The sequence below is a fragment of the Geoalkalibacter subterraneus genome (genome assembly GCF_000827125.1).
Lineage (GTDB): Bacteria > Desulfobacterota > Desulfuromonadia > Desulfuromonadales > Geoalkalibacteraceae > Geoalkalibacter_A > Geoalkalibacter_A subterraneus.
The window spans coordinates 45,358-68,507 of the sequence record NZ_CP010311.1; the positions used below are offsets into that span (position 1 = coordinate 45,358).

25 protein-coding genes are annotated in these 23,150 nt (G+C 59.4%); 21 read left to right on the forward strand and 4 right to left on the reverse strand.

The genetic code is table 11. From position 1 onward, the window contains the following. Positions 1-95: 95 nt before the first annotated feature. The 3 genes from GSUB_RS00215 to GSUB_RS00225 all read right to left on the reverse strand — a co-directional run bounded on the left by GSUB_RS00215 (position 96) and on the right by GSUB_RS00225 (position 1,695). Complete coding sequence (locus tag GSUB_RS00215) at positions 96-470, reverse strand: VOC family protein (RefSeq protein ID WP_040198567.1); 375 nt, start codon at positions 468-470, stop codon at positions 96-98. A gap of 223 nt (positions 471-693) precedes the next feature. Then, positions 694-1,302, reverse strand: coding sequence for a methyltransferase domain-containing protein (locus GSUB_RS00220; protein ID WP_040201836.1), 609 nt, complete (start codon positions 1,300-1,302; stop codon positions 694-696). Between the two features lie 204 nt (positions 1,303-1,506). Next, on the reverse strand, positions 1,507-1,695 hold the full coding sequence (locus tag GSUB_RS00225) for a hypothetical protein (RefSeq protein WP_040198568.1): 189 nt from the start codon (positions 1,693-1,695) through the stop codon (positions 1,507-1,509). Between the two features lie 121 nt (positions 1,696-1,816). On the opposite strand from GSUB_RS00225, the gene GSUB_RS19690 reads away from it, so the two are divergent. From GSUB_RS19690 to GSUB_RS00245, 4 genes are all read left to right on the forward strand, one after another. Beyond that, positions 1,817-2,623, forward strand: a complete 807-nt coding sequence (locus tag GSUB_RS19690) for a type IIL restriction-modification enzyme MmeI (RefSeq protein WP_040198569.1) — start codon at positions 1,817-1,819, stop codon at positions 2,621-2,623. Between the two features lie 55 nt (positions 2,624-2,678). Then, positions 2,679-2,957 carry a type II toxin-antitoxin system RelE family toxin gene (locus GSUB_RS00235; RefSeq protein WP_040201837.1) on the forward strand — a complete coding sequence of 93 codons (279 nt, stop codon included), beginning with the start codon at positions 2,679-2,681 and terminating at the stop codon, positions 2,955-2,957. Beyond that, positions 2,938-3,267 (forward strand): helix-turn-helix transcriptional regulator, encoded by a 330-nt coding sequence (locus tag GSUB_RS00240; RefSeq protein ID WP_235269859.1) that lies wholly within the window; start codon positions 2,938-2,940, stop codon positions 3,265-3,267. Before GSUB_RS00235 ends, GSUB_RS00240 begins: the two co-directional genes overlap by 20 nt. Before the next feature lie 91 nt (positions 3,268-3,358). Further along, entirely contained in the window at positions 3,359-3,613 is a 255-nt protein-coding gene (locus GSUB_RS00245; protein WP_040198573.1) for a GSU3529 family protein, read from the forward strand. A gap of 266 nt (positions 3,614-3,879) precedes the next feature. Here GSUB_RS00245 and GSUB_RS00250 read toward each other — a convergent pair whose 3' ends face one another. Further along, positions 3,880-4,569: a PTS sugar transporter subunit IIA gene (locus GSUB_RS00250; protein WP_040198575.1), complete on the reverse strand. Its 690-nt coding sequence runs from the start codon at positions 4,567-4,569 to the stop codon at positions 3,880-3,882. Positions 4,570-4,902: 333 nt separating this feature from the next. Here GSUB_RS00250 and GSUB_RS00255 point away from each other — a divergent pair, with 333 nt between their 5' ends. The 17 genes from GSUB_RS00255 (at position 4,903) to GSUB_RS00330 (ending at position 23,134) form a co-directional block, all read left to right on the forward strand. Next, on the forward strand, positions 4,903-5,610 hold the full coding sequence (locus tag GSUB_RS00255; protein ID WP_040198577.1) for a PTS sugar transporter subunit IIA: 708 nt from the start codon (positions 4,903-4,905) through the stop codon (positions 5,608-5,610). A gap of 234 nt (positions 5,611-5,844) precedes the next feature. Next, on the forward strand, positions 5,845-7,812 hold the full coding sequence (locus tag GSUB_RS00265) for a proton-conducting transporter transmembrane domain-containing protein (RefSeq protein ID WP_040198581.1): 1,968 nt from the start codon (positions 5,845-5,847) through the stop codon (positions 7,810-7,812). Positions 7,813-7,826: 14 nt separating this feature from the next. Then, on the forward strand, positions 7,827-8,741 hold the full coding sequence (locus GSUB_RS00270) for a respiratory chain complex I subunit 1 family protein (protein ID WP_040198583.1): 915 nt from the start codon (positions 7,827-7,829) through the stop codon (positions 8,739-8,741). Positions 8,742-8,789: 48 nt separating this feature from the next. Then, on the forward strand, positions 8,790-9,428 hold the full coding sequence (locus GSUB_RS00275; protein WP_040198585.1) for a hydrogenase: 639 nt from the start codon (positions 8,790-8,792) through the stop codon (positions 9,426-9,428). A gap of 4 nt (positions 9,429-9,432) precedes the next feature. After that, the gene (locus GSUB_RS00280; protein ID WP_040198586.1) at positions 9,433-10,857 is read left to right on the forward strand and encodes a proton-conducting transporter transmembrane domain-containing protein; all 1,425 of its coding nucleotides are present in this window, start codon (positions 9,433-9,435) and stop codon (positions 10,855-10,857) included. Continuing rightward, positions 10,854-12,374, forward strand: coding sequence for a hydrogenase large subunit (locus GSUB_RS00285; protein WP_040198588.1), 1,521 nt, complete (start codon positions 10,854-10,856; stop codon positions 12,372-12,374). Before GSUB_RS00280 ends, GSUB_RS00285 begins: the two co-directional genes overlap by 4 nt. A 12-nt stretch (positions 12,375-12,386) precedes the next feature. Further along, positions 12,387-13,139, forward strand: a complete 753-nt coding sequence (locus GSUB_RS00290; protein ID WP_040198589.1) for an NADH-quinone oxidoreductase subunit B family protein — start codon at positions 12,387-12,389, stop codon at positions 13,137-13,139. A gap of 74 nt (positions 13,140-13,213) precedes the next feature. Then, complete coding sequence (locus tag GSUB_RS00295) at positions 13,214-15,466, forward strand: NADP-dependent malic enzyme (protein WP_040198590.1); 2,253 nt, start codon at positions 13,214-13,216, stop codon at positions 15,464-15,466. A 183-nt stretch (positions 15,467-15,649) separates the two neighbouring features. Beyond that, positions 15,650-18,292: a chemotaxis protein CheB gene (locus GSUB_RS00300; protein ID WP_084211603.1), complete on the forward strand. Its 2,643-nt coding sequence runs from the start codon at positions 15,650-15,652 to the stop codon at positions 18,290-18,292. A gap of 2 nt (positions 18,293-18,294) precedes the next feature. Further along, entirely contained in the window at positions 18,295-20,013 is a 1,719-nt protein-coding gene (locus GSUB_RS00305; protein WP_040198591.1) for a sigma-54 interaction domain-containing protein, read from the forward strand. A 189-nt stretch (positions 20,014-20,202) separates the two neighbouring features. Beyond that, a complete protein-coding gene (locus GSUB_RS18910) occupies positions 20,203-20,421 on the forward strand; it encodes an OmpA family protein (protein WP_144401897.1) in 219 nt (72 codons plus the stop codon). A gap of 70 nt (positions 20,422-20,491) precedes the next feature. After that, positions 20,492-20,671: a CsbD family protein gene (locus tag GSUB_RS00310; RefSeq protein WP_040201840.1), complete on the forward strand. Its 180-nt coding sequence runs from the start codon at positions 20,492-20,494 to the stop codon at positions 20,669-20,671. A gap of 231 nt (positions 20,672-20,902) precedes the next feature. Beyond that, positions 20,903-21,049: a lmo0937 family membrane protein gene (locus GSUB_RS18915; RefSeq protein WP_144401898.1), complete on the forward strand. Its 147-nt coding sequence runs from the start codon at positions 20,903-20,905 to the stop codon at positions 21,047-21,049. Between the two features lie 31 nt (positions 21,050-21,080). After that, the gene (locus tag GSUB_RS18395) at positions 21,081-21,236 is read left to right on the forward strand and encodes a DUF3309 family protein (RefSeq protein ID WP_040198592.1); all 156 of its coding nucleotides are present in this window, start codon (positions 21,081-21,083) and stop codon (positions 21,234-21,236) included. A gap of 43 nt (positions 21,237-21,279) precedes the next feature. Beyond that, the gene (locus tag GSUB_RS00320; protein WP_235269860.1) at positions 21,280-21,717 is read left to right on the forward strand and encodes a putative quinol monooxygenase; all 438 of its coding nucleotides are present in this window, start codon (positions 21,280-21,282) and stop codon (positions 21,715-21,717) included. 76 nt (positions 21,718-21,793) lie between these two features. Next, positions 21,794-22,108 (forward strand): BON domain-containing protein, encoded by a 315-nt coding sequence (locus tag GSUB_RS00325; RefSeq protein WP_040198593.1) that lies wholly within the window; start codon positions 21,794-21,796, stop codon positions 22,106-22,108. Positions 22,109-22,258: 150 nt separating this feature from the next. Continuing rightward, on the forward strand, positions 22,259-23,134 hold the full coding sequence (locus GSUB_RS00330; protein WP_052464268.1) for a sensor histidine kinase: 876 nt from the start codon (positions 22,259-22,261) through the stop codon (positions 23,132-23,134). The last annotated feature ends 16 nt before the right edge of the window (positions 23,135-23,150 follow it).

Genomic DNA, 23,150 nt, shown 5'->3' on the forward strand with positions numbered 1-23,150 from the left:
GCGTTCCTTGCGGGCCAGGGCCATAAAGGAAAGACAGCTGATCCACCCCCCCAGGCTGTTATGCGCCGACGGGGTAGGATGAGCGTTGTTTTTTCCTATTGTTGGACGAGTTCGACCAGGTATCCGTCAGGGTCGGCGATAAAATAGAACTGAACCCCTTTTCCCGGCAGCCCCTTGAGAGGTTTGGGGGCGAACCCCATCTCCTCGTGGCGCCGGTGCGCGGCTTCGAGGTCATCTACCCCTAAAGCCAGGTGAGAGTACCCGTTGCCGAGTTCGTACGGTTCGGTCTGGTCGTGATTCCAGGTAAGTTCCAGCTCGAAGTCTCCCTCCGGGGCGCGCAGGTAACTCAAGGTAAAATCAGAAAATTCGAGCCGGCGCGCGATTTCGAAACCGAAGGCCTCCGTGTAGAATTTTTCCGACTTTTCCAGGTTCATCACGCGGATGCAGGTGTGGATCATCTTGAAGTTCATCTTTGTCCTCTCCATATAAAGTGGTATCAACGAAGTTATCTCTCCCAAAGCACCTCCGGCTTTTGCGCAGAGGCCGGGAAAGTAAAAAAAAGCATGGGGTCGTAACACCCATGACAAGGGCCACTTTTCGCCATCCCTGGCCGTTTGATTGGCGCCCTCCCTGGCGCCAAACACCCTTGTCATGGGTGTTACGACCCCGCGAGGTTGATAGATAAAAGTAAATTTACCGTCGCGAGAAAAAGGCCATCTGGGTGGAGCTGCCGAACTGCGGGTCTGCGGTGCCGACGGCTTCGATGGCGACAGCATAACCGTTGCGCTGGGCGGTGCCTTGCGCCCATTTGCCAAACTTGGCGCGGGTCCACTCAAATTTGTGATCCTGATGCCGGAACATTCCTTCCGGGATGCCGTGCAGCAGGTTGTATTCGAAATTCGGGGTGGTGACGATGACTGTTTGCGGACGGTAGCCCGCAAAAACCGCCTTTTCCACCAGGGAGAGCCGGTTGGGGGGAATATGCTCGATGGTCTCCAGCAGCACCGCCGCATCAAACCCCGCCAGCTCCTCCATAAAAGAGGTGAACGATCCATAGTACAGCCCAATGCGCTGCTGCCTGGTCTCTTTGTCGAGCCCCAGAAGCTGTCGCGCCGCCGCCAGTGCCTCCTGCGAAGTCTCCAGGCCGGCAATCCTCTTGAACTGCGGTTCGCCCGCCAGCCGCAGCAGCAGCTCACCCGTGCCGCACCCCAGGTCAAGCACACTCTCGGCCCCGCTCGACCGCAGCACGCCGATCACCGCCGCCAGCCTCTCTTCATGAAGAGAGGAGGGCAGTTCGTTCATTCTGTCATGGTATTTTTTCATGGTGGGGGCAGAATAAGCCGCCTGGTTGCGTGACTTGTCATGAGTCGCTACCGAGAATATCCTACCAAGGGTCTTTAGGCAGGCTATTTGTTATTGAGAACAGCAGAATAGTTGCTTCTGCGGCCTAAAGCAATATATGTGTTTCTAAAAAGAAGGTTTTTTCGGGGTCCCTTTTGTCATGCGTCAGCGAATAAACAGGCGCGCCACCAAACCGGCACAGAATGCGGCGGGTACGCACAAAACGGCGGCGAGGATGAAGGCGGCAGCGGCGCAGGCCCACAGCGGCGATTCCGGAGAAAGGCGGGCGGCAAGCAGGGTTATGGCGACCCAGAGGACAAGCAGGGTCAGCAGGCCGGGGAGATGGTTCTTCATGACAGCAGTCCTTTCTGGTCGATGACTGTTCGGCATGGGCGCAACTTGGCATAAATTCTGGACATTTTGCATTTCAGGCGATACCCTGACCTCTGTTTTTCATGCCTGTGGGAGGGGTGCCATGTCCGAAAAAAGCGGAAGTTACGTGCGGTCCCCTGCCGATATGGAGGCCTTTGACGGGAACTGGAAGGCGTCCGGCGGCGCTGAACGGGCCAACTACCAACTCTTCCTTGCAGAACTCTGCCGGCAGCTCGGCATCCCCCAGCCGGAGCCGACCCGGCCCGACGACAACGAAAACGGCTACGTCTTTGAACGTACTGTAACCCTCCAGCACGGCGACGGCAACACCTCCCCCAACTATATCGACCTCTACAAACGCGGCTGCTTCGTTCTCGAGGCCAAGCAGGGCAGCGACAAACCCGGACCGGAGCAGTTCCGGGAGCTGGAGAAGAAGTATAAAACCGGCACCGCCAGGCGCGGCACCCGGGGGTGGGATCGCGCCATGCAGGCCGCCAAGAATCAGGCCGAGCGCTACGCCAAAGCCCTGCCCCTCGGCGAGGCGATTCTGGAGCGGCTGGTGGCGCTCAACAATGAGCGCGCCGCAGAAGAGGCGCAGGGCCGGGTGCGCTGGCTGAGTCCCGACTACCAGAATCCCGGCGGGGCAACCGAAGCCGCGCAGGAGACGCTGCCCGGCGCTGCTAAAGCCGCCGCCCCGGTCGTCACCGAAAAACTCCCCTGGCCCACGACCCTCCCCGAACAGATTGCGGCCGTGCGCACCGCTCTCGCCCGCCAAACCGTGCCCATCGGCGCCAAGGAACTCAAAAAACTTTTCAAAAACGCCCGCGAAGCCAAAGCCCTCGAAATCCTTCAGGCCCTTGCCTCCATCGGCCAGGCCCGCGAAATCGAGGACGGACGTTACCTGATTTAAGAAAAAAGGGGGAGTGTAGACGCCTTGCGTTCATACTATTTAAAGGTATATTGTTATGACATGGAATGTGCACTTTAGTCGACAGGCTCAGAAACAGACCGCCCGCTTGCCTGTAAAAATTCAGGGGATATTACAGGTGTTGGTGATCGATCTGGAAAAAAACGGGCCCGTGCGAGGCAACTGGGCGAACTACGGCAAGCTGACAGGCCGTCGGCACCATTGCCACCTGAAAAAAGGCAAGCCCTGTTACGTCGCGGTTTGGGAAGTCGCGGACAAGGAAATCAAACTGATCGAGGTGGTTTATGCGGGTACCCATGAAAAAGCACCCTACTGAAGAGGCCCGGTTTCGCGGCAATCCTGCGGCAATTGCCCGATTGCGCGAACTGGCGCGCGACCTTGGCGCTAAAGAACTTGACAGCATTCCCGCCAACGAGGTCTTTCCCGAACTGGCGACCAACCGCGCCGGAGTGGCGTTGCGCGGCATGCGCTACCGCGAGGATCTGACCCAGGCGCAACTGGCCGAGCGCACCGGCATCCCCCAGCGGCATATCAGCGAAATGGAAAACGGCAAACGCGGCATCGGCAAGGAAAACGCCCGCAAACTGGCACCGGCGCTGAATGCCGACTATCGGTTGTTTCTGTAGTAGTGATTTGCGAAAAGAGACAGGCCGGGTGCTGCGAAAGGGCCTGTAACCACGATGACATCGCCGGAGCATTGCGGTGGCTGGAGGAAAAATGACTGTTTTTGATCGCTTGTCGGACGCACTGGAGAAAGCCCAGGCCGAACAGGATCTGCCGGATTTTATCGCCAAGGAGATCTCAACTGTTCTGCAACGTCGGAAAGATTTTGCTGGACGGGAGAATGAGCTGGAAGAGCTGGCGGAACAGATCTCCCTGTATGACACCTACGGCCAGACAGGGTACCTCGGCATGGGGGTTAACCATGTCATCCTGCAGAAGACCCTGGATCGATTGTTAAAGCAGCCCTGAAACAGGCACATGGAGAAGTTACTGAAATACCCGTAATCTCCGGCGACCATCTGGAAATGGAGGCATGGCTGATGCTTTCGCAAAAAAGCATCAATGTCGATGGCTAAGCAAAAAGCGCCAAATGCAAGGCGCGCGATTGTCGAGCAATGAGGCGTACTTACGTACGTCGAAGCGGTGAGAGCAATTGCAGCAACGCAGCAGTTGGTGAGTTTTTGCGACGCCATGATGGCTGGACAATTGCCTCAAAGCAGGGGGCAAAAACTCCGCTAAGGAGTTGATGGACCGGAGAGTTCTTCGGTTACCCTTTTCAATGTCGAAAAAATTTCCTCCCTGCTGGCCTGGTTTTCTATGGCGGCTCTGAAACCTGGATCTCTCAAGGCGAAACTGAGCACCGAAAGCAGATGCAGGTGGGCCCGCAGGGTCGGAGAAATCAGGCAGAACAAGGTGTGAACCGGCTTGCCGTCCAGAGCATGAAAGTCCACGGGCTTTTCCAGGAAGGCAAGGGTGACGCTTGGTTTGGTGATATGCAAAAGGACCGGGTTGCGGGGGTGGGGTATGGCAATGCCGCCGCCGACACCGGTCGAGGCGAGCTGTTCGCGGGCGTTGAGCACCTTGAGCAGGTATTCCCGGTCGACTTCTTCAGGCAACCGCAATTCGTCAACAAGTCGGGCCAGAACCGTCTTGCGGGTATTGCCGTCCAGTCGGTAAACAATCCCCCCGGTCTCAAGAGACTCAAACAAGGTTGGCAGGGCGGCGCCGCTGGCCTCCGGTTCGTGAAATGCCTCCGGTGAGATGCCCATGCGCCGGGACGTCGCCCATTCCAGCAGTTCCGCGCGATTGAACCGGTACTGTTCGTTGACCTTGTAGACGGGGAGAATCTCTTGTTTAATCCAGCGATAAATCGTCTTTTCCGAAACACGCAACAGTTCTGCAGCTTCTTTTACAGAAGTATTCATACTCTCCCTTGAAAATCAATGTAAGCGGTGGACAAGTTTGGACATTATCAAGTTGTTGAAATGATATGTCAATTGTCATGGCGCCCCCTGCCCGGAGCAGGGAGCGGGCGCAGCACAGCGGCTGAGTCATTCGGCAGTGAATTCCATCCCACCGCGCATATCCCCCCCCGGACCGGCGAGCCGCCAAAGCTTTTGAATTTACCAAATCCCCCCTTGAACCGACTATTTACACGCAATCCCCTGGCCCGACTTTGTTGTTGACAATTGTCTCTGCCCGGGAGTAGTGTCCAAAGATGTCCCATCGGTAAGAAATTTGATCTTCCTGAGGCATCAATGAACCTTTCGGTTAAAGACGCCGCGGTGCTGCTGTCGGTTTCGGAAAAAACCATCTACCGTTGGCTTAAGCAGAATATTCTCCCGACCATCAAAATCCAGGGGAGTTATCGTTTCAACCGGGCTGAACTGCTGGAATGGGCGACCTCCAGGCGATTGGGAGTGTCGGCCGATGCCTTCAGTGAACCGGAATCCGAAGCCCAGCCGCTGCCGACTCTTTACGAGGCACTGGAAGCCGGGGGAATCTTCTACCGCATTGAAGGCCAAACCAGGGACGAGGCCCTTGCCGACGCAGTGAGCCACCTACGCCTGCCCGAAGATGTCGACCGCCAATACCTGAGTCAGGTTCTGCTCGCCCGTGAACAGCTTGCCTCCACGGCGATCGGCGAGGGGATCGCCATTCCTCACCCCCGCAGCCCCGGATTATTGAGCATCGTTCGGCCAACAGTGACCCTGTGCTTTCTGGAACAGGCGATCGACTATCACGCGCTGGACGGCCAGGCGGTCAATATCCTGCTGATCATCCTTTCTCCGAACCTCCGCTCACATCTTCATCTTCTGTCAAGACTGGGGTTTGTTCTCCAGTCCCCGGCGTTTCGGGCCGTTTTGCAGGACCAGGATAGCCGCGAGAGGATTTTTGGAGCTTTGGCGTCCGCTGAAGAAAAAATCAGTCAAACTCACCCTGCGGGAGACAAAATGAGCCTATGAGCCTCTTTTTTAGTAACTATTCACCTCGCGGGGTCGCAGCTTCCATGTCAAGGGATGGCGAAGAGTGGCCCTTGTCATGGGAGCTGCGATCCCATGCTGCCCCCTCTTTTATTGGTCTGGCCTTCGGTGCATATCTTCAGGGGCAGCTATGGATCTACCTGTTCTATATTTTCATCGCCAGCACGATACTGATGGCCTGGAGTGTCGGGGCCGGAGGACACGGGGGAGGATGATATGACCTGGCTCGTGGGAGCAATTTTGCTGACTTCGCTTGCCGGTGTGCCGGGGCTTTTCTGCCGCCGGGAAGGTGCCGGCGCAGAGCGGCTCGCCTGTCTGATGACTCTGACTGGATGCGCCTGTGGGCTGGTGGCCGGAGCTCTCTCCCTGAGTCACAGCGTTGAACTCTCTCTCAATTTTCGCTGGTCTGTGCCTGGGGGTTCCCTGGCCTTGGGTCTCGATCCTCTCAGCGCGATTTTTCTGCTCTCTCTGTTCCTGGTGGCGGCAACCGGGTCCGTCTATGGGCTGCGGTATTGGCCCCAGCAGGAACATCCCGCCAACGGTCGTAAGTTGCGTCTTTTCTACGGGCTGATCTGCGGGGCGATGATCCTTCTTTTTTCGGCGCGCAATGGAATCCTGTTCCTGATGGCCTGGGAGGTGATGGCGCTGGCCGGCTTTTTTCTCATCACCACGGAAGACCACAAGGACGAGGTGCGACGGGCCGGGTTTGTCTACCTGATCGCCACCCATACCGGCACGCTGGCTCTCTTCGGCCTATTCGCCCTGCTTGGCCAATACGCAGGTTCCCTGAACTTCCCTGCTGCAGCAACGCTGCCGGCGGCCGGGAGCAGCCTTGTGTTTTTGTTCGGTCTGTTCGGATTCGGCATGAAGGCCGGCCTGATGCCGCTGCACATCTGGTTGCCCGGCGCCCACGCTGCGGCTCCAAGCCATGCCTCGGCGCTGCTCTCCGGAGTGATGATCAAGACAGGGATCTACGGGCTGGTGCGGCTCACCTCCTTTTTTGCCGAGATCCCCTTCTGGTGGGGCTGGACGGTCCTGGCGCTGGGGGCGGTCTCGGGAGTCATGGGGGTGGCCCTGGCGCTGGCTCAGCACGATATCAAGCGCCTTTTGGCCTACCACAGTGTTGAGAACATCGGCATCATCGCCCTCGGGCTCGGCCTTGCCCTGCTCGGTCGCAGCTACCAGGTGCCGGAGCTGACGGCCCTCGCTCTCGCGGGGAGCCTGCTGCACGTCGCCAACCACGGACTTTTCAAGTCGCTCCTGTTTCTGAGTGCCGGTTCAGTGATTCACGCCGTGGGCACGCGGGAAATCGATCGTTACGGCGGTCTGCTCAAACGCCAGCCCTGGACGGGGGCCCTGTTCCTGGGCGGCGCGGTGGCGATCAGTGGCTTGCCGCCGTTCAATGGTTTCGTCAGTGAATGGCTGATTTATCTCGGGGCTTTCCAGGCCTTGGACACGGCTGCCCCGGTGGTTGCGGTCGCGGCTTTGACAGCGCCGGCGCTTGCCCTGATCGGTGGCCTGGCTCTTGCCTGTTTCGTCAAGGTGTTCGGCATCACTTTTCTCGGCGAACCCCGCTGCGAGACTGCGGCAGAAGCCCACGAAGCACCTTTGTCAATGGTGATCCCCATGGCGGCGCTTCTTGTTGCCTGCGCCTGGATCGGATTACTGCCGACGACCCTGACCCCTCTGCTGGGCGCCGCCGTCACCGATTGGGGCGGTGATGCCGCGGCAGCATTGAGCCCCGAGGTTTTCGATCCCCTGGTGTGGGTGAGCCTTGGCGGGTGGCTGCTGCTGGGCCTTGTTGCCGGGGTCGGTTTCTGGCTGTATCGGCGCAGTCGCCAGGCCCCGCGTGACGCCTCCACCTGGGGCTGCGGGTACCGGTTCCCTGAGCCGCGCATGCAGTATACCGCCGGTTCGTTCGCCGACAGCCTGGTGCGGCTGTTCCAATTCGGCCTCTGGAACGAACGTCGGGGCGGCAGGGTTTCGGGGTTGTTCCCGACCGCTGCTAAATTCTCGAGTCACACCCCCGATGCGGTCCTCGATCGGCTGCTGTCTCCTTTGTTTCGCCTCGCCGCCGGGCTGTTTCGTCGGATTCGCGCGATCGTCCAGAACGGCGTGATTGCCATCTACCTGATTTATGTTGCTCTCGCCGTGATGGCGCTGCTGGCGTTAGGCGCCTTATGAAAGGGGATCTTCACATGATCGGCAGTCTCGTTCTGCATTTGGCTCTATTGCTTCTGTTTGCCCCGCTGATGCAGGGAGTGATTACCAAAACCAAGGCCTGGTTTGGGGGGCGGGTCGGAGCCCCGTTGCTGCAGCCCTATTTCGATCTGGCCCGACTGTGGCACAAGGGGTTTGTTTTGAGCCGCACAACGACATGGGTCTTTCTGGCCGGTCCGGTGGTCGCTCTGGTGGTGCCGGTGTTGGCCTCGCTGCTGCTTCCCTTCGGGGCGCTACCGGCGCCGATCTCCTTCGAGGGAGACCTGATCCTGTTTGTCTACCTGTTCGGGCTCTCCCGGTTCTTCACGGCGACCGCTGCGCTGGACACCGGCTCAAGCTTTGAGGGGATGGGCGCGGCGCGGGAAGTGACGTTCTCCTGCCTGGCCGAACCGACGGTGCTGTTTGCCCTGCTGGTGCTGGCCCGTCTTTCCGGCGGACTGTCCCTTAATACGCTGTTCGGCGGTCATTTGCTGGAGGCCTGGCACAGTGGAGCCGGCGCCTCGCTCAGCCTGGTTCTGGTCTGCCTGTTCGTGGTGCTCTTGGTGGAAAATTCGCGAATCCCTTTTGACGATCCCAACACCCATCTGGAATTGACGATGATCCACGAGGTGATGGTGCTTGATCATAGCGGTCCCGCTCTAGGCATGGTCCTCTACGGGGCCGCACTCAAGATGATGGTGCTTGGCGCCTTGCTGGTGCGCCTGGCATTGCCCTGGCAGACAGGATGGTGGGTGAGTGATGCCGCAATTTTTCTGGCCGGGCTGTTCTGTGTCGCGATTCTGATCGGGGTGGTCGAGTCGACCATGGCGCGCCTGCGGCTGTCGCGCGTACCGCAGGTCCTGATCGGCACTTCGCTGCTCTCCATCTTCGCACTGGTGCTTGTTCTGCGCTGAGCAGCCGCCTCGAGGCGGAAGGATTTTCACGTTTCAGGAGAAAAGACCATGACGGATTTGACCAACCCGCTGCTGCTCGCGGTGATCCTTATCAATTTTTTCACTCTGGGCAGCGCCAGGCTCGGTGCCTGCATCCGGGTGGTGTCGGTCCAGGGAGCGCTTCTGGCGTTGTTGCCCCTGACCACCCACGGGTTTTCCTTCCACTCCATATTGCTGACGACAGGCGCTTTCTGCCTCAAGGGAGTTTTCATCCCCTGGCTGCTGTTCCGTGCCATCCGCGAGGTGCGTATCCGGCGCGAGCTGGAGCCGACGATCGGCTTCGTTCCGACGATGATCCTCGGAGCGTTGACCACCGCCGGCGCTTTCCTGTTTGCCGACTTTCTTCCCCTGATTTCCGAACACCATGAGGGGCTGTTTGTGCCGACCGCTTTGGCGACGATGTTCGCCGGCTTTCTGCTGCTGGTCTCGCGGCGCAAGGCCATTACCCAGGTGCTCGGCTACCTGATGCTGGAAAATGGCATCTTTGTCATCGGCGTTTTGTTGAGCGATGCCTTGCCTCTGATGGTCGAGGCCGGGGTGTTGCTGGACCTGCTGGTCGCGGTTTTTGTCATGGGGATTGTGATGAATCACATCAGCCGGGAGTTTTCTACCATCAACACAGAGCGGTTGTCTGCTCTTAAGGAATAAGCCCATGATTGCACTTCTCGTTGCTCTCCCTTTGGTCGCAGCCGGCTGCAGTTTCATCATTCCCTGGCATCAGGCACGTTCATGGCTTCTGCCGGCCGTCAGTGCGGTACATCTGCTGCTGTCGACGCTGTTTGCCCTGGGCTATCTTCCGTCCGAAGGGACCTGGATCGGTCTGGACGCCCTTTCGAGTCTGGTGCTGGTGGTGACCAGTCTGCTCTTTTTCGGTTGTGCGCTGTATGCGGTCGGCTACCTGGACCTGCATCCTGAGCGGGGCAACAAGGTCATGGTCCCCTGCCTTCTGATCTTCCTCGGTGCGATGAGCCTTGCCGTGACTGCGCGGCATCTCGGTCTGCTCTGGATTGCCGTTGAGGCGACAACCATCGCCAGCGCGCCGCTGATCTATTTCAACCGCAACCGTCTTACCATTGAGGCCACCTGGAAATATCTGCTGATCTGTTCAGTGGGGATCGCCCTGGCGATGCTCGGCCTGCTTTTCGTGGCTTATTCGGCCCTCGGCAGTGGCGTACCGGTCAGCCTGCAGTTTGACAAGCTGCTGAGCCAGGCGACCACCTTGAGCAAGCCCTGGCTACACACCGGTTTTGTCTTCATGCTGGTCGGTTTCGGCACCAAAATGGGGCTCGCGCCGCTGCATACATGGAAGCCCGATGCCTACGGCGAGGCGCCGGGCCTGGTCGGCGCTTTGCTGGCCGGAGGGCTGACCAGTGTCGCCTTTCTCGCCATTTTGCGCGGAGTGCAATTGATGACCGCGGCCGGGGACGGCGCCCTGGCGCGCCAGGAACTGCTCGGGATGGGAATACTTTCGCTGCTGGTCGCGGCCGTCTTCATGGTGGGTCAGCCCGATATCAAACGCTTGCTGGCATATTCATCGGTCGAGCATATGGGACTTCTGGCGATCGGCGTCAGTATCGGCGGCCTGGCCACCTTCGGCGCCATGCTGCACCTGGTCAACAACGCCCTGACCAAAGGCGGGCTGTTTCTTGCGGCGGGCAACATCCAGCGTGCCTTTGCCAGCAAGCACCTCTCGGAGGTGCGCGGCGCATTAAGCGTCCTGCCGGTTTCAGGCACCCTGTTCCTGGCCGGATTCCTTGCCATCACCGGGTCTCCCCCGTTCGGCCCCTTCATGAGCGAGTTTACGATCCTGCGTGGAATCTTCGGCAGTGACCGCCTGGTCGTCGGTCTGCTGGTGCTGCTCCTTCTCGCCACTGTTTTCATCGGCATGGGAGCGACCGTTCTGGCGGCCACCCAGGGTGAAGCCTCCGAGGCGACCCCCGGTTTTCGAGACAGCCCACTGCTGTGTATTTCTCCTCTGTGTTTCATGCTGCTGATTCTGCTGATCGGGGTCTATATCCCCGAGCCGATGCAGAACGCGCTGCATCAGGCGGCGGCCCTGCTGGAGGTGCAACCATGAACCCTTCCCGCGTGATCCGCCTTCGGCACGGCGCCTGTGTGCCGCTCGCCGAGTTGCCGCGGCTTGAATTTTCATCCTTTCGCAACACCCTGCTTGATGAGGTCGCGGGCGAGGCACGCGTTGTGAGCCTGTTCGGTCACCCCGGCGGCGAAGGACTGGACCTGTACGCGGTTCTGGCCCGCGACTGGAAAGGAGAACTGGTGCTGCTGCATACCCGGGTGAAGGAAAGCTTCCCATCGCTGACGCCGGAGTGTCCGCAAGTGCACCTGTTCGAGCGAGAACTCGCCGAACAGTACGGCGTCCGTCCGCAAGGGCACCCCTGGCTCAAGCCGGTGCGCTTTCATCAGAGATGGGTGAAAGGGGCCGACATCTGGGGGCGCAGGGACGATGAGCACCCGATCCCCGGCGATATGGACTTTTATCGGGTCGAGGGGGAGGAGGTTCACGAGGTCGCCGTCGGCCCCGTTCACGCCGGCGTCATCGAACCGGGTCATTTCCGTTTTCAGTGTCATGGCGAAGAGGTCATGCATCTGGAGATCTCCCTCGGCTACCAGCATCGCGGCATCGAGCAGATGTTGCGCGGCGGGCCCCATCCGGCCAGTATCTATCAACTCGAGGCGGCCGCTGGGGACACCACTATCGGCCACGCCACCGCGTACAGTCAGCTCATCGAGAGCTTGGCCGGGGTGAAGGTTTCACTGCGGACCCATGCCATCCGCGCCATTGCCCTGGAGCTGGAGCGGCTCGCCAACCATGTCGGGGACATCGGAGCCCTGGCCGGTGATGTCGGTTTTCTGCCGACCGCATCGTTTTGCGGCCGCCTTCGGGGGGATTACCTGAACCTGACCGCCGAACTGTGCGGCAGCCGTTTCGGGCGCGGTCTGGTGCGTCCCGGCGGGGTTCAATTCGACCTTGATCCGGCGCGGGCCGAGACCCTGACGCAACGACTCAAAGTCCTTGCCGCAGAAACCCGTGGCGCCATCGAGCTCTGTTTCGACAGCCCTTCGGTGTTGGCTCGCTTCGAGGGGACCGGACGCGTGACCGCCGATGACGCCGAAGCCCTGGGGCTGGTCGGCGTCGCGGCCCGTGCCTGCGGGCTGGTTCGCGATGTCCGCTTACATCGCAACTTCGGGAACGGCGAGACGCGCTTCGATACCCCGGTGATCGAAACCGATGGCGACGTTTTCGCACGCGGCAATGTCCGCCGTCGCGAAATCTATGCTTCGCACCGGCTGATCGACGAGGACCTCAAGCGACTTCCGGCCGGGGAGATCCGGACGGCCCTGCCTGCTCTGGCGCCGGAATCCCTGGGAATTTCCCTCTGTGAAGGATGGCGCGGCGAACTGGTCCATGTCGGGATCACCGATGCCCAGGGGAGGCTGGCGCGCTACAAGATCGTCGATCCCTCCTTTCATAACTGGAGCGCTCTGGCAATGGCCCTGCGTGGCGAACAGATCTCGGATTTCCCGCTGTGCAACAAGAGCTTCAATCTCTCCTACTGCGGATTCGACCTATAGGGAGTCATCAAGATGCTGAACATTGTTCGTGAACGCCTGCGCCAGGGGCATCGCACCGGCACCTTTCCCAAAGAGGCGCCGAAGCTGCCGGAGCGCTTCCGAGGCCTGCCGACCATTGCACAGAACCTGACCCCGGCGGAGTGCGCAGAGGTTGCCGCCGCGTGCCCCTTCGCTGCCCTGGGCTGCTCCGACAGCCAGCTGCAGATCGATCTGGGCCGCTGCCTCTTTTGCGCCGATTGTCCGGCCGCAGCCCGGGGCGCGCTCACCTTCAGCGGCGACTACCGGCTGGCGGTGAGAAAGCGCGAGGATCTTCTGCTCGAAGACAAAGCCCACCGGCTGGCCGACAAGCTGGACAAACGGATGCGCAAGCTCTTCGGCCGCTCGCTCAAGCTGCGCCAGGTCTCCGCCGGCGGGTGCAACGCCTGTGAAGCCGATCTCAACGTGCTTGGAACCCTGGTTTTCGACCTGGGACGTTTCGGCATCCAGTTCGTCGCCTCGCCCCGTCACGCCGACGGCCTCATCGTCACCGGGGCGGTCACTGAAAACATGAAGGGCGCCCTGCTCGAGACCTACGCCGCCGTTCCCGAGCCGAAGCTGGTGATCGCATCGGGCGCCTGCGCCATCGCCGGCGGGCCGTTTCGCGACAGCCCCGAGGCTCATAACGGCATCGGCGATCTGCTGCCGGTCGACCTCTACATTCCCGGCTGCCCGCCCCATCCCTACACGGCGCTCGACGGCCTGCTGCGTCTGCTCGGGCGGCTTTGACCGGGGCGCAAGCCCGCATAGAACAAGTTTGAGCCATCCTCCGGCCTCAGGCCAACATCAAAAGGAGAAAAATCATGTCCAAACGACAGGACGCTCTTGACTATCACAGCCAGGGCCGAAAAGGAAAAATCGAAGTCATCACCACCAAACCCTGCGCGACCAGCCGCGACCTTTCGCTGGCGTACAGCCCCGGGGTCGCGGAGCCCTGTCTGGCCATTGAAAAAGAACCCGGCCTGGCCTACGAGTACACCGCCAAGGGGAACCTGGTGGCGGTGGTGTCCAATGGCACAGCCGTGCTGGGGCTCGGCGACATCGGCGCCCTGGCCGGCAAGCCGGTCATGGAAGGCAAGGGTGTGCTGTTCAAGCGCTTTGCCGACGTCGATGTGTTCGACATCGAACTTGCCACCAAGGATCCGGACGAGATCATCCGCACCGTCAAGCTACTGGAGCCGACCTTCGGCGGAATCAACCTGGAAGATATCAAGGGGCCCGAGTGCTTCTACATCGAAGAGCAGCTTAAAGAGATCATGGATATCCCGGTCTTTCACGACGATCAGCACGGCACGGCGATCATCGCCGCCGCCGGCATGCTCAACGCTTTAGAGCTCGTTGACAAGAAAATCGAGGATGTCAAAATGGTGGTCAACGGAGCCGGCGCTGCCGGCATTGCCTGTGCGAATCTGGTCATCAGCCTCGGCATCAAACAAGAAAACGTTATTTTATGTGATACCAAGGGGGTCATCTACAAGGGACGCACCGAGGGAATGAACGCGTACAAGGAGCGCCTGGCGAATGAGACCAGCGCACGCAGCCTGGGCGAGGCTGTGAAGGGCGCCGACATTTTCTTCGGAGTCTCTGCCAAAGGGGCTCTGACCCAGGAGATGGTCAAGAGCATGGGCAGAGACCCGATCATCTTCGCCATGGCCAACCCCGACCCGGAAATCACCCCGCCGGAAGCTCTGGCGGTTCGTCCTGACGCCATTGTCGGCACCGGTCGCAGCGATTATCCCAACCAAGTCAACAACGTGCTCTGTTTCCCCTTCCTGTTTCGGGGGGCTCTCGACGTGCATGCCCGGGCGATCAACGAAGAGATGAAAGTGGCCGCGGTTCATGCCCTGGCCAACCTGGCCCGGCAGGATGTGCCCGACTCGGTGCGCAAGGCTTACGGCGGAGAGGAGATCAGCTTCGGCCGGAATTACATCATCCCCAAGCCGTTTGATCCCAGAGTTCTGCTGCATGTCGCACCTGCGGTCGCCCGCGCGGCGATGGACTCCGGGGTGGCCCGCAGACCTGTCGAGGATATGGACAGATACCGTGAGCAGCTGGAGTCTCTACAGGGTCGATCCAAAGAGGTCATGCGCATCCTCATCAACAAAGCCAGGACCAACCCGAAGAGGGTCGTTTTCCCGGAAGGAGATCAAGAGAAAATTCTCCGTGCCGTTCAAATTCTCCTGGACGAAGGGATCGCCCGGCCGGTTCTGCTCGGAGAGAAAGAACTTATTCGCGCCAAAATGGCAGATCTCCACATGGAACCGGATCAGGTCGAAATTATTGATCCGCCGACCAGCCCCGACCTTGAGGGCTATATCGATGAATTCTTCCGGTTGCGTCAGCGCAAAGGCATCACGCTCGCCGAGGCAAAGCGTCTGATCATGAAGAATCGCAATTATTTCGGCGCGATGATGGTTCACATGGGAGACGCCGATACCTTGTTGTCCGGCATTGACCATCATTACCCGGACACCATCCGTCCGGCCCTGGAGGTCATCGGCAGGCAGGACGGCCTGTCCAAAGTCCATGGCGCCTACATGATGGTCACTAAAAAAGATGTAGTGTTCTTTGCCGACACCACGGTGAATATCGAGCCGAGCGCCGAAGAATTGGCGGAAATCGCTCTTCTTACAGCCAGGAAGGCTCAACATCTGGATATCGAGCCCCGCGTGGCGATGCTCTCGTTTTCCAACTTCGGCAGCACGCAGCATCCCTTGAGCATCAAGGTCAAAAAGGCGACGGCTCTCATCAAGGAGCGAGACCCTGCGCTGGTGGTCGATGGCGAAATGCAGGCCAATGTGGCTCTCGACCCGGAGCTGTCGGCGAAACAGTTCCCTTTTTCCGCAGTGCAGGGTAATGCCAATGTTTTCATCTTCCCTGATTTGCAGTCGGGAAATATCTGCTACAAATTGCTCAATAAGCTGGGCGGCGCCGAGGCCATCGGACCTATTCTCATGGGCATGAAAAAGCCGATCCATGTTCTGCAGCGCGGTGATGACGTGGCCGACATTGTCAACATGGCCGCTGTTGCCGTAGTGGATGCGCAGGAATATTGAGTTGCATGCGGATGAAATGGAACATGGCAACACGGCAGCAACTGATGCTTTGAGCTTGGGTTTTGCCAGAAAGATGATACCTTTCCTATGAAAGGCCCCTTCTACCTTTTATTTTGATTTAAGCCGCCACTTCCATGGGTGAGCATATCAAGCTGGGGCGCAAACAAAAAAGGTGGACGGATAATGAGAGGGCAGAGCCTGAATACGGACAAAAAAAGCAACCGGCGAGATCAGGTTGCCGCAAACCAGGATCTGTCACAGGCCGGGGAGCTTCCTTTCCCTATCGTCGGCATCGGCGCCTCCGCCGGGGGGCTCGAGGCGCTGGAGCAGTTTCTGCAGCAGGTTCCGCAAGACAGCGGTCTGGCCTTTGTCATCATCCAGCACCTCGATCCGACCCACAAGGCCATGCTGACCGAACTGCTCCAGCGCACCACCGGGATGAAAACCTTTCAGGCCCGGGACAGGTTGCAGGTCAAGCCGAACTGCGTTTACGTGATCCCGCCCAACAAGGACATGTCGATCCTGCACGGCGCGCTGCACCTGTTTGAGCCGAGCGAACCCCGCGGCCTGCGCCTGCCCATCGATTTTTTTCTACGCTCCCTGGCCGAAGACCGGCAGGAGCGCAGCATCGGTGTCATTCTCTCGGGCATGGGCTCGGACGGTACCCTGGGGCTGAAGGCGATCAAGGAAAAAGGGGGCCTGGTCCTGGTGCAGGATCCGGCCACCGCCAAGTTCGACAGCATGCCCCGCAGCGCCATTTCCGCCGGCCTCGCCGACCTGGTCGCGCCGGCGGAGGAACTGCCCGGCAAGATCATCGATTACCTGCGTCATGCCCGCACCCTTGCCGGTTCCGAACCCCCGCTGGAGGAAAAGGATCAGAGCGCCCTGGAAAAGGTCGTCATCCTGTTGCGGAACAAAACCGGCCAGGATTTTTCGCTGTATAAAAAAAACACTATCCGCCGCCGCATCGAACGGCGCATGGGCATTCACCAGCTTGGCAAAATCGCCGACTATGTCCGCTATCTGCAACACAATCCCCAGGAGGTGGAACTGCTCTTCAAGGAGCTGCTAATCGGGGTGACTAATTTTTTCCGCGATCCGGAAGCCTGGGAGCTGCTGCGCACCGAGGCGCTGCCGGCCCTGCTCGAAAAGCGCCCGGATGGTGGGGGTCTGCGTGCCTGGTCGGTAGGCTGTTCCAGCGGCGAAGAGGCCTATTCGCTGGCGATCGTCTGCCATGAGGCGCTCACGGAGATTGAGCCGAGGGAGGATTTCAAACCCCAGATTTTCGCCACCGATCTCGACCAGGACGCCATCGACAAGGCCCGCCGGGGCTGGTATCCTGCCAATATTGCCGCTGATGTTTCCGCCGAGCGCCTGCGCCGGTACTTTGTCCAGGAGGAGGACGGCTACCGCATCGGCAAGAAAATCCGCGAGATGGTGACCTTCGCCACCCAGAACGTCATCATGGACCCTCCCTTCACCAAGCTCGACATTCTGGTCTGCCGCAACCTTCTGATCTATCTGATGCCGGAGCTGCAGAAAAAACTTCTGCCGCTCTTTCACTACAGCCTCAAACCCGACGGCATCCTGTTTCTGGGCAATGCCGAAGCCGTCAGCGCCGCCGCCGATCTGTTTACTCCCATCAATCTCAAACTGCGCCTTTTCCGGCGGCGGGAATCGGTCCTGCCGGTGGCCCCGGTGGATTTCCCCGCTTCGTTTGTTTCCCCCAGGGCGCAGGACGCCAAGGAGCCAACCAAGGTGAAAGCTGCATCCAACCTTCAGTTGCTTGCGGACCAATTGCTCCTGCAGCATTTTTCTCCGCCGGCCGTGCTGGTCAACGACCAGGGCGATATCCTCTACATCAGTGGGCGCACCGGCAAGTACCTCGAACCGGCGGCCGGCAAGGCCAACTGGAACATTTTCGCCATGGCTCGCCAGGGGATCAATTTTGATCTGGGCGTCGCCTTCCACAAGGTGCTCCGACAAAAAGAGCCCATTACCCTCAGAGGACTCAAGGTCGGCACCGACGGCGGCAGCCAGACCCTGGACGTCACTCTCAAGACGATCGAGGAACCTGAAGCGCTGCGCGGAATGGTGATGATCGTCTTTCACGACGTGGCGGAGCCGCCGAAGAATAAAACGCGCGGCCCCGCCGGTGGACCTGCAGCCGACAATGCCCGGATCGCAGAGTTGGAGCAGGAAGTCGCGCGATTGCGTGAAGAGCTGCATACCACCCGCGAGGAAATGCAATCTTCGCAGGAAGAACTCAAGTCGACCAACGAGGAGCTGCAGTCTGCCAACGAGGAGCTGCAGTCCACCAACGAGGAGCTGACCACCTCCAAGGAAGAAATGCAGTCCCTCAACGAGGAACTGCAGACGGTCAACGCCGAGCAGCAGTCCAAAATGGACGAGCTGACCCGGACCGAAGACGATCTGCGCAACCTGCTCAACAGCACCGAGATCACCACCGTGTTCCTGGATAACGACCTCCATGTGCGACGCTTCACCGAAGGGGCTCAAAAAATCTTCAAACTGATTCCCGGCGACGTGGGGCGTCCCCTCTCCGACATCACCAGCGACCTGCTCTACCCCGAGATGGCCAAAGACACCGAGGCGGTGTTGCGCACCCTGGTCTTTTCGGAAAAGGAGATTGCCACCGACGACGGACGCTGGTTTTCGGTGCGCATCATGCCCTATCGCACCATTGACGACGTCATCGGCGGGGTGGTGATCACCTTTGCCGATATCACCGAGGCCAAGACACTGGAGAACGAACTGCGCGGACAGGTCGAACAACTCAAACATCAGTTCGAGGGGGGCGGCTAGCTTTGGCCATCGACAAAAACAACAAACCCTTGGCGACGAGCGGCCGGCTGCGCCGCGAGGCTGAGGCGCAGTTGCGTGCGAAGACCGCGGCACAACCGCCACCGCTGAACCTGGCTGAGGCGCAGCGCCTGCTCCATGAGCTTGAGGTTCACCAGATCGAGCTTGAAATGCAGAACGTCGAACTGCGCAGCGCCCGCGAGGAGCTTGAGGTCGCGCACACCAAATACGCCGAACTCTTCGACTTCGCCCCCCTAGGCTACTTCATCCTCGATCAGCGCGGCCGCATCCAGGAGGCCAATCTGGCCGGGGCGCAGCTGCTGGGCATCGAGCGAAGCCGGCTGGTCGGTAAAATTCTAAGCCGATTTATCGAGGAGGACGAGGGGAGGGCGGCTTTTGCCGCTCATCTCGAAAAGGTCTTGCGCGGCGAGGGGGTTCAGTGCTGCGAACTTACCCTCAGACGGCCTGACGGCACCCGCTTCCACGGCCTGCTGCAGAGCGCCTCGGTGGACGCCAGCGAAAGTCTGGACGGCCGTGTCCTGACCTCGATCATCGACGACACCGATAACCGCAAGCTGCGCCTTAAACTGAAGAAGGCCCAGGCGATGTTGGAGGAGACGGTCGCCGCGCGCACCGCCGAGCTGACCCAGGCCAACGCACATCTGGTGCAGGAAGTCGAGCAGCACAAGCGGGCGAAGGAATCGCTTAAGGAGGCTTTTTCCCAGATCCAGCAGCTCTCCGAGCGGCTGCAGGCGGAGAACGTTCACCTGCAGCAGGAGGTCTCTCGAGAGTACGACTTCGGCGAGATCATCGGTCACAGCGATGCCATGTCCTACGTTTTTTTCCGTGTCGAACAGGTGGCGCCGCAGGATGCCACCGTGCTGCTGCTCGGCGAGACCGGCACCGGCAAGGGGCTGGTCGCTCGTGCCATTCACAACCGCAGTGCGCGCAAAGACCGGCCGATGATCACCGTCAACTGCACGGCACTGCCGGCAAACCTCATCGAGAGCGAACTTTTCGGGCGGGAAAAGGGCGCCTTCACCGGCGCGAACGCCCGCCAGATGGGGCGCTTCGAACTGGCTGACGGCGGCACCATCTTTCTCGACGAAATCGGCGAAATGCCGCTGGAGCTGCAGGTCAAGCTGCTGCGGGTCATTCAGGACGGCGAGTTCGAGCGGCTGGGCAGCCCCCGCACCCTCAAGGTCAACGTGCGCATCATCGCCGCCAGCAACCGCAACCTTGAAGAAGAAATCCGCGCCGGCCGCTTCCGCGAAGACCTTTTCTACCGGCTCAGCGTTTTTCCCATCACCATCCCGCCTCTGCGACAGCGCACTGACGACATCGAGCTGCTCGTACGGTATTTTGTCGCCAAGTACACCAAGAAAACCGGCAAGAAGATCGACACCGTCCCGAAAGAAACCCTCGAACTTTTCCTGCGCTATCACTGGCCGGGCAACGTGCGGGAGTTGGAAAACGTCATCGAGCGGGCGGTCATCACCAGCCAGGGCCCCGTCCTCCAGGTTCTCGACCGGTTCGATGCTTTCCGCAAACCCGAGGAGGAACAAGACCTCAAATCCCTCGGCGATCTGGAACGCGATCACATCGTCCAGGTGCTGCAGAAGACCGGGTGGCGCATCGAGGGCCCAAAAGGCGCGGCGCTCCTCCTGGGCCTCAACCCCAGCACTCTGCGTGCCCGCATGCGCAAATACGGCATCCAGCGTTAATCAGCACGATCCTCCCGCCTCATTCTCGCCCGCCATATCTGACGGATATGGCAAGTATGACGGCTGTCGCTGACGGCTTTCCCTCCGACCCTCCAGGAAATTTACACTTTCTCTTTTATAATCAACATCTTGCGCTCTATGAATCCGCAGGTTTCGGGCGGCACGTTCGTTGCGATAGTAATTTATAGAATGCTTACCGACAGTACCGGAGCCGTGGGATACAACCTGCGCCGCTCCGAACGCAGTGCCCTCGTGGCCAGAGGAGTCGATCCGCGCCGGCTCGTGACCCGGGGTTATGGTGTCGAGTTCCCCGTAGCCGGCAACGATACGGCCGAAGGTCGACAGCGTAACCGGCGCGTCGAGGTCATCATTTCGGATGAAGAAGGTCGCATACTGGAACGAAAATAATGAGATCTCAGGACTTGCGGAATGTTTCGAGGAGGGGGAAGTCAACCACGATCAGCGATTGGGGGACATTATGAAATCAGGTATCAGGGATAAGGCGCAAGGTGTGTTGCACGAGATGAAAGGCAAGGTCAAGGAAGTGACCGGAAAGCTCACCGATAATTCAAAGTTGGAGGCCGAAGGCAAGGCCGAGAAAATGGCCGGTAAAGCTCAGGGCAAAGTCGGTGAAGTGAAGAGGGATCTGGGCGAATAGTGAGTCCGGCCTGTCCTGTTCCAGGGTATTCGCCGGCCACAGCAAGACCCATCGGAGACTGCCGATCCTGATATAGCTGCAGCCGGGCCCGTTAAATGTGACGGCTATGCGATAACGAGAGCCTCGGTCCCAGGGGGCATTCGGAGGTTGAAGCAAAACCAACACAAAACCAACAACGTACGACTGGATGGTTGTTGCCGGGAGGCAGCCGCTGTCGGAAAGGAGTATCTCATGCTGTGGACTATTGCTGTAATTCTTATCGTCCTCTGGGCTCTGGGCCTGGTGAGCGGCTACACGCTCGGTTCGTTCATTCACGTGCTGCTGGTCATTGCCCTGGTCGTTGTGGTCGTCGGCTTTATCCAGGGGCGCAGAGTCTGAAAAGGCAACCCCATAGAAAAGGAGGAGCCACATGATTGGAACCATTGTCCTTGTCGTCGTGGTCCTGCTGTTGCTGGGTGCGTTGCCGACCTGGCCCCACAGCAGGCAGTGGGGCTACTTCCCCAGCGGTGGATTGGCGCTGATTCTGTTGATTCTTCTGCTGCTTATGCTGACCGGCAGACTGTAGATGGTTCCGGAGCAGTACGGGCGGCTCTCCGACCAGAGCGATCATGCACGACACAAAGGATCATGCACGACACAAAGAGAGAACCATGATCGATGCCACCATCAAAATCACGGTGCCGCCTGAGAAACGTAAGGAATTTCTGCAGACTCTTCGCGCGAGCCTCGACACGATCCGTCAAGAGCAGGGGTGCCTGAGCTGCAACTGCTACGTGGATATTGAAGCGGAAAACACACTTTTTTTCAGGGAGGAGTGGCGTACCAGCGAGGATCTTGAAAACCATGTGCGCTCGGTCATTTTCTGCGTTCTGGTCGGAGCCATGAGCCTTCTGGAAAAGCCGCCGGAGATCAGGTTCAACACCATCGCCTCCACCGTCGGTGTGGAGGCGATTGAAGCAATGCGGAACTCGCCGACAGCGGAGCGCGGCAGTTTCTGTCTCACCAATCACCGGGGGTTGAACGGAAAGAGCCCCCAGGCAGAATAACCCGAACCCTGGCGGACCTTCCCGGTGATGTATTCACCCGTTCCATCAGGGCCACCAACAGCAAGGAGAAAATTCCATGTTAAAATTACAGCGCATCATACAACTGATGGTTTGCCTGGTCGTGATCGCCGCTTTTATGGGGTGTGCCTCAACGGACACCAAATCAGGCACCGGCGAGTATATCGACGACACAGTTATTACCACCAAGGTCAAAACCGCAATTTTTGCTGAACCGGACCTGAAGAGTCTGCAGATCAATGTCGAGACCTTCAAAGGGGTCGTTCAGCTCAGCGGTTTTGTCGATTCTGCCCAGAGCGTCAAAAAAGCAGCAGAAGTTGCCCGTGGCGTCAAGGGGGTCGTCTCGGTGAAAAACGACTTGGTCGTTCGCTGATGTCCGGTGCCCTTGCCGGCAGGCAAAACTGCTTAGAATGAACAGGAGGAACTAACTGCACGAGGCACTAACTGCACGAGGCACTATGCCGAGAAGCCTGCAAAATAGAGGCTGAAAAGACTGATCAAACCCGACTCAGGTGGAGGATGCATGGCGGTCAACCGACCCGAAAAACCGACGGACGAATTCCTGGAACTGCGCCATCAAGCCGAAGAGCAGGTGCGCTTGAGCAATACCAGGGTGCAGGCTCCGCCGAGCAGGGAGGAGGCGCTGCGGCTCGTGCATGAACTCCAGGTCCACCAGATCGAGCTGCAGATGCAGAATGCGCAACTGGCCCAGGCCCGCGACGAGCTGGAAGCCGCCAACATCGATCTGGAGGCGTTCAATTACACCCTCGCCCATGACCTGCGCCAGCATCTGATGACCATCAACGGGTACTGTCAGCTCATTCAAAGTCTGAGCGGCGCGGAGCGCGCAGAAAAATCCCTGGAATATCTCGAGGACGTCTACCAGGGCACTCTTTCCATGAGCCGCCTCATAGACACTCTGCTCGAATTTTCCAGTGTCGCTAACGGCGAAGTGAGCCGTCAATCCGTCGACCTGAGCGCCATCGCCGAAGCAGTGGTGGCCGAACTGACCCAGGCGGCCGATGCGCCCCGTTACACCTTTCACATTGCCCCGGGAATCCTGGTCGACGCTGACCCGGACCTGTTGCGGGTGGTACTGGATAACCTCATCGGTAATGCCTGCAAGTATTGCGGCAACCGCGAAGGGGTGGTGATCGAATTCGGCGTAACCTCCGCTTGCGGGAAACAGGCCTGTTTTGTCCGGGACAACGGACCAGGCTTTGACATGGAGTTGGCCGGCAAGCTCTTTCTTCCTTTCCAGCGCCTCCCCGGCACCAAAGTCGAAGGCCACGGCATCGGGTTGGCTACCGTAGAAAGGATTGTCAGGCGCCACGGCGGCAGGGTGTGGGCCGAGAGTGAAAAAAGCAAGGGAGCAACTTTCTTTTTCACTCTCGATTGAGGCCGTGGCTTCGCAA

Coding starts and splice junctions, on each gene's coding strand:
- GSUB_RS00265 (WP_040198581.1), top strand. CDS start 5,845: ATGACCTGGCTCGTGGGAGCAATTTTGCTGACTTCGCTTGCCGGTGTG.
- GSUB_RS00275 (WP_040198585.1), top strand. CDS start 8,790: ATGACGGATTTGACCAACCCGCTGCTGCTCGCGGTGATCCTTATCAAT.
- GSUB_RS00215 (WP_040198567.1), bottom strand. CDS start 470: ATGAACTTCAAGATGATCCACACCTGCATCCGCGTGATGAACCTGGAA.
- GSUB_RS19690 (WP_040198569.1), top strand. CDS start 1,817: ATGTCCGAAAAAAGCGGAAGTTACGTGCGGTCCCCTGCCGATATGGAG.
- GSUB_RS00330 (WP_052464268.1), top strand. CDS start 22,259: ATGGCGGTCAACCGACCCGAAAAACCGACGGACGAATTCCTGGAACTG.
- GSUB_RS00255 (WP_040198577.1), top strand. CDS start 4,903: ATGAACCTTTCGGTTAAAGACGCCGCGGTGCTGCTGTCGGTTTCGGAA.
- GSUB_RS00325 (WP_040198593.1), top strand. CDS start 21,794: ATGTTAAAATTACAGCGCATCATACAACTGATGGTTTGCCTGGTCGTG.
- GSUB_RS00235 (WP_040201837.1), top strand. CDS start 2,679: ATGACATGGAATGTGCACTTTAGTCGACAGGCTCAGAAACAGACCGCC.
- GSUB_RS00225 (WP_040198568.1), bottom strand. CDS start 1,695: ATGAAGAACCATCTCCCCGGCCTGCTGACCCTGCTTGTCCTCTGGGTC.
- GSUB_RS00270 (WP_040198583.1), top strand. CDS start 7,827: ATGATCGGCAGTCTCGTTCTGCATTTGGCTCTATTGCTTCTGTTTGCC.
- GSUB_RS00245 (WP_040198573.1), top strand. CDS start 3,359: ATGACTGTTTTTGATCGCTTGTCGGACGCACTGGAGAAAGCCCAGGCC.
- GSUB_RS18910 (WP_144401897.1), top strand. CDS start 20,203: ATGCTTACCGACAGTACCGGAGCCGTGGGATACAACCTGCGCCGCTCC.
- GSUB_RS00295 (WP_040198590.1), top strand. CDS start 13,214: ATGTCCAAACGACAGGACGCTCTTGACTATCACAGCCAGGGCCGAAAA.
- GSUB_RS00220 (WP_040201836.1), bottom strand. CDS start 1,302: ATGAACGAACTGCCCTCCTCTCTTCATGAAGAGAGGCTGGCGGCGGTG.
- GSUB_RS00285 (WP_040198588.1), top strand. CDS start 10,854: ATGAACCCTTCCCGCGTGATCCGCCTTCGGCACGGCGCCTGTGTGCCG.
- GSUB_RS00240 (WP_235269859.1), top strand. CDS start 2,938: ATGAAAAAGCACCCTACTGAAGAGGCCCGGTTTCGCGGCAATCCTGCG.
- GSUB_RS00320 (WP_235269860.1), top strand. CDS start 21,280: ATGCACGACACAAAGGATCATGCACGACACAAAGAGAGAACCATGATC.
- GSUB_RS00250 (WP_040198575.1), bottom strand. CDS start 4,569: ATGAATACTTCTGTAAAAGAAGCTGCAGAACTGTTGCGTGTTTCGGAA.
- GSUB_RS18395 (WP_040198592.1), top strand. CDS start 21,081: ATGATTGGAACCATTGTCCTTGTCGTCGTGGTCCTGCTGTTGCTGGGT.
- GSUB_RS00280 (WP_040198586.1), top strand. CDS start 9,433: ATGATTGCACTTCTCGTTGCTCTCCCTTTGGTCGCAGCCGGCTGCAGT.
- GSUB_RS00310 (WP_040201840.1), top strand. CDS start 20,492: ATGAAATCAGGTATCAGGGATAAGGCGCAAGGTGTGTTGCACGAGATG.
- GSUB_RS00300 (WP_084211603.1), top strand. CDS start 15,650: ATGAGAGGGCAGAGCCTGAATACGGACAAAAAAAGCAACCGGCGAGAT.
- GSUB_RS18915 (WP_144401898.1), top strand. CDS start 20,903: ATGCTGTGGACTATTGCTGTAATTCTTATCGTCCTCTGGGCTCTGGGC.
- GSUB_RS00290 (WP_040198589.1), top strand. CDS start 12,387: ATGCTGAACATTGTTCGTGAACGCCTGCGCCAGGGGCATCGCACCGGC.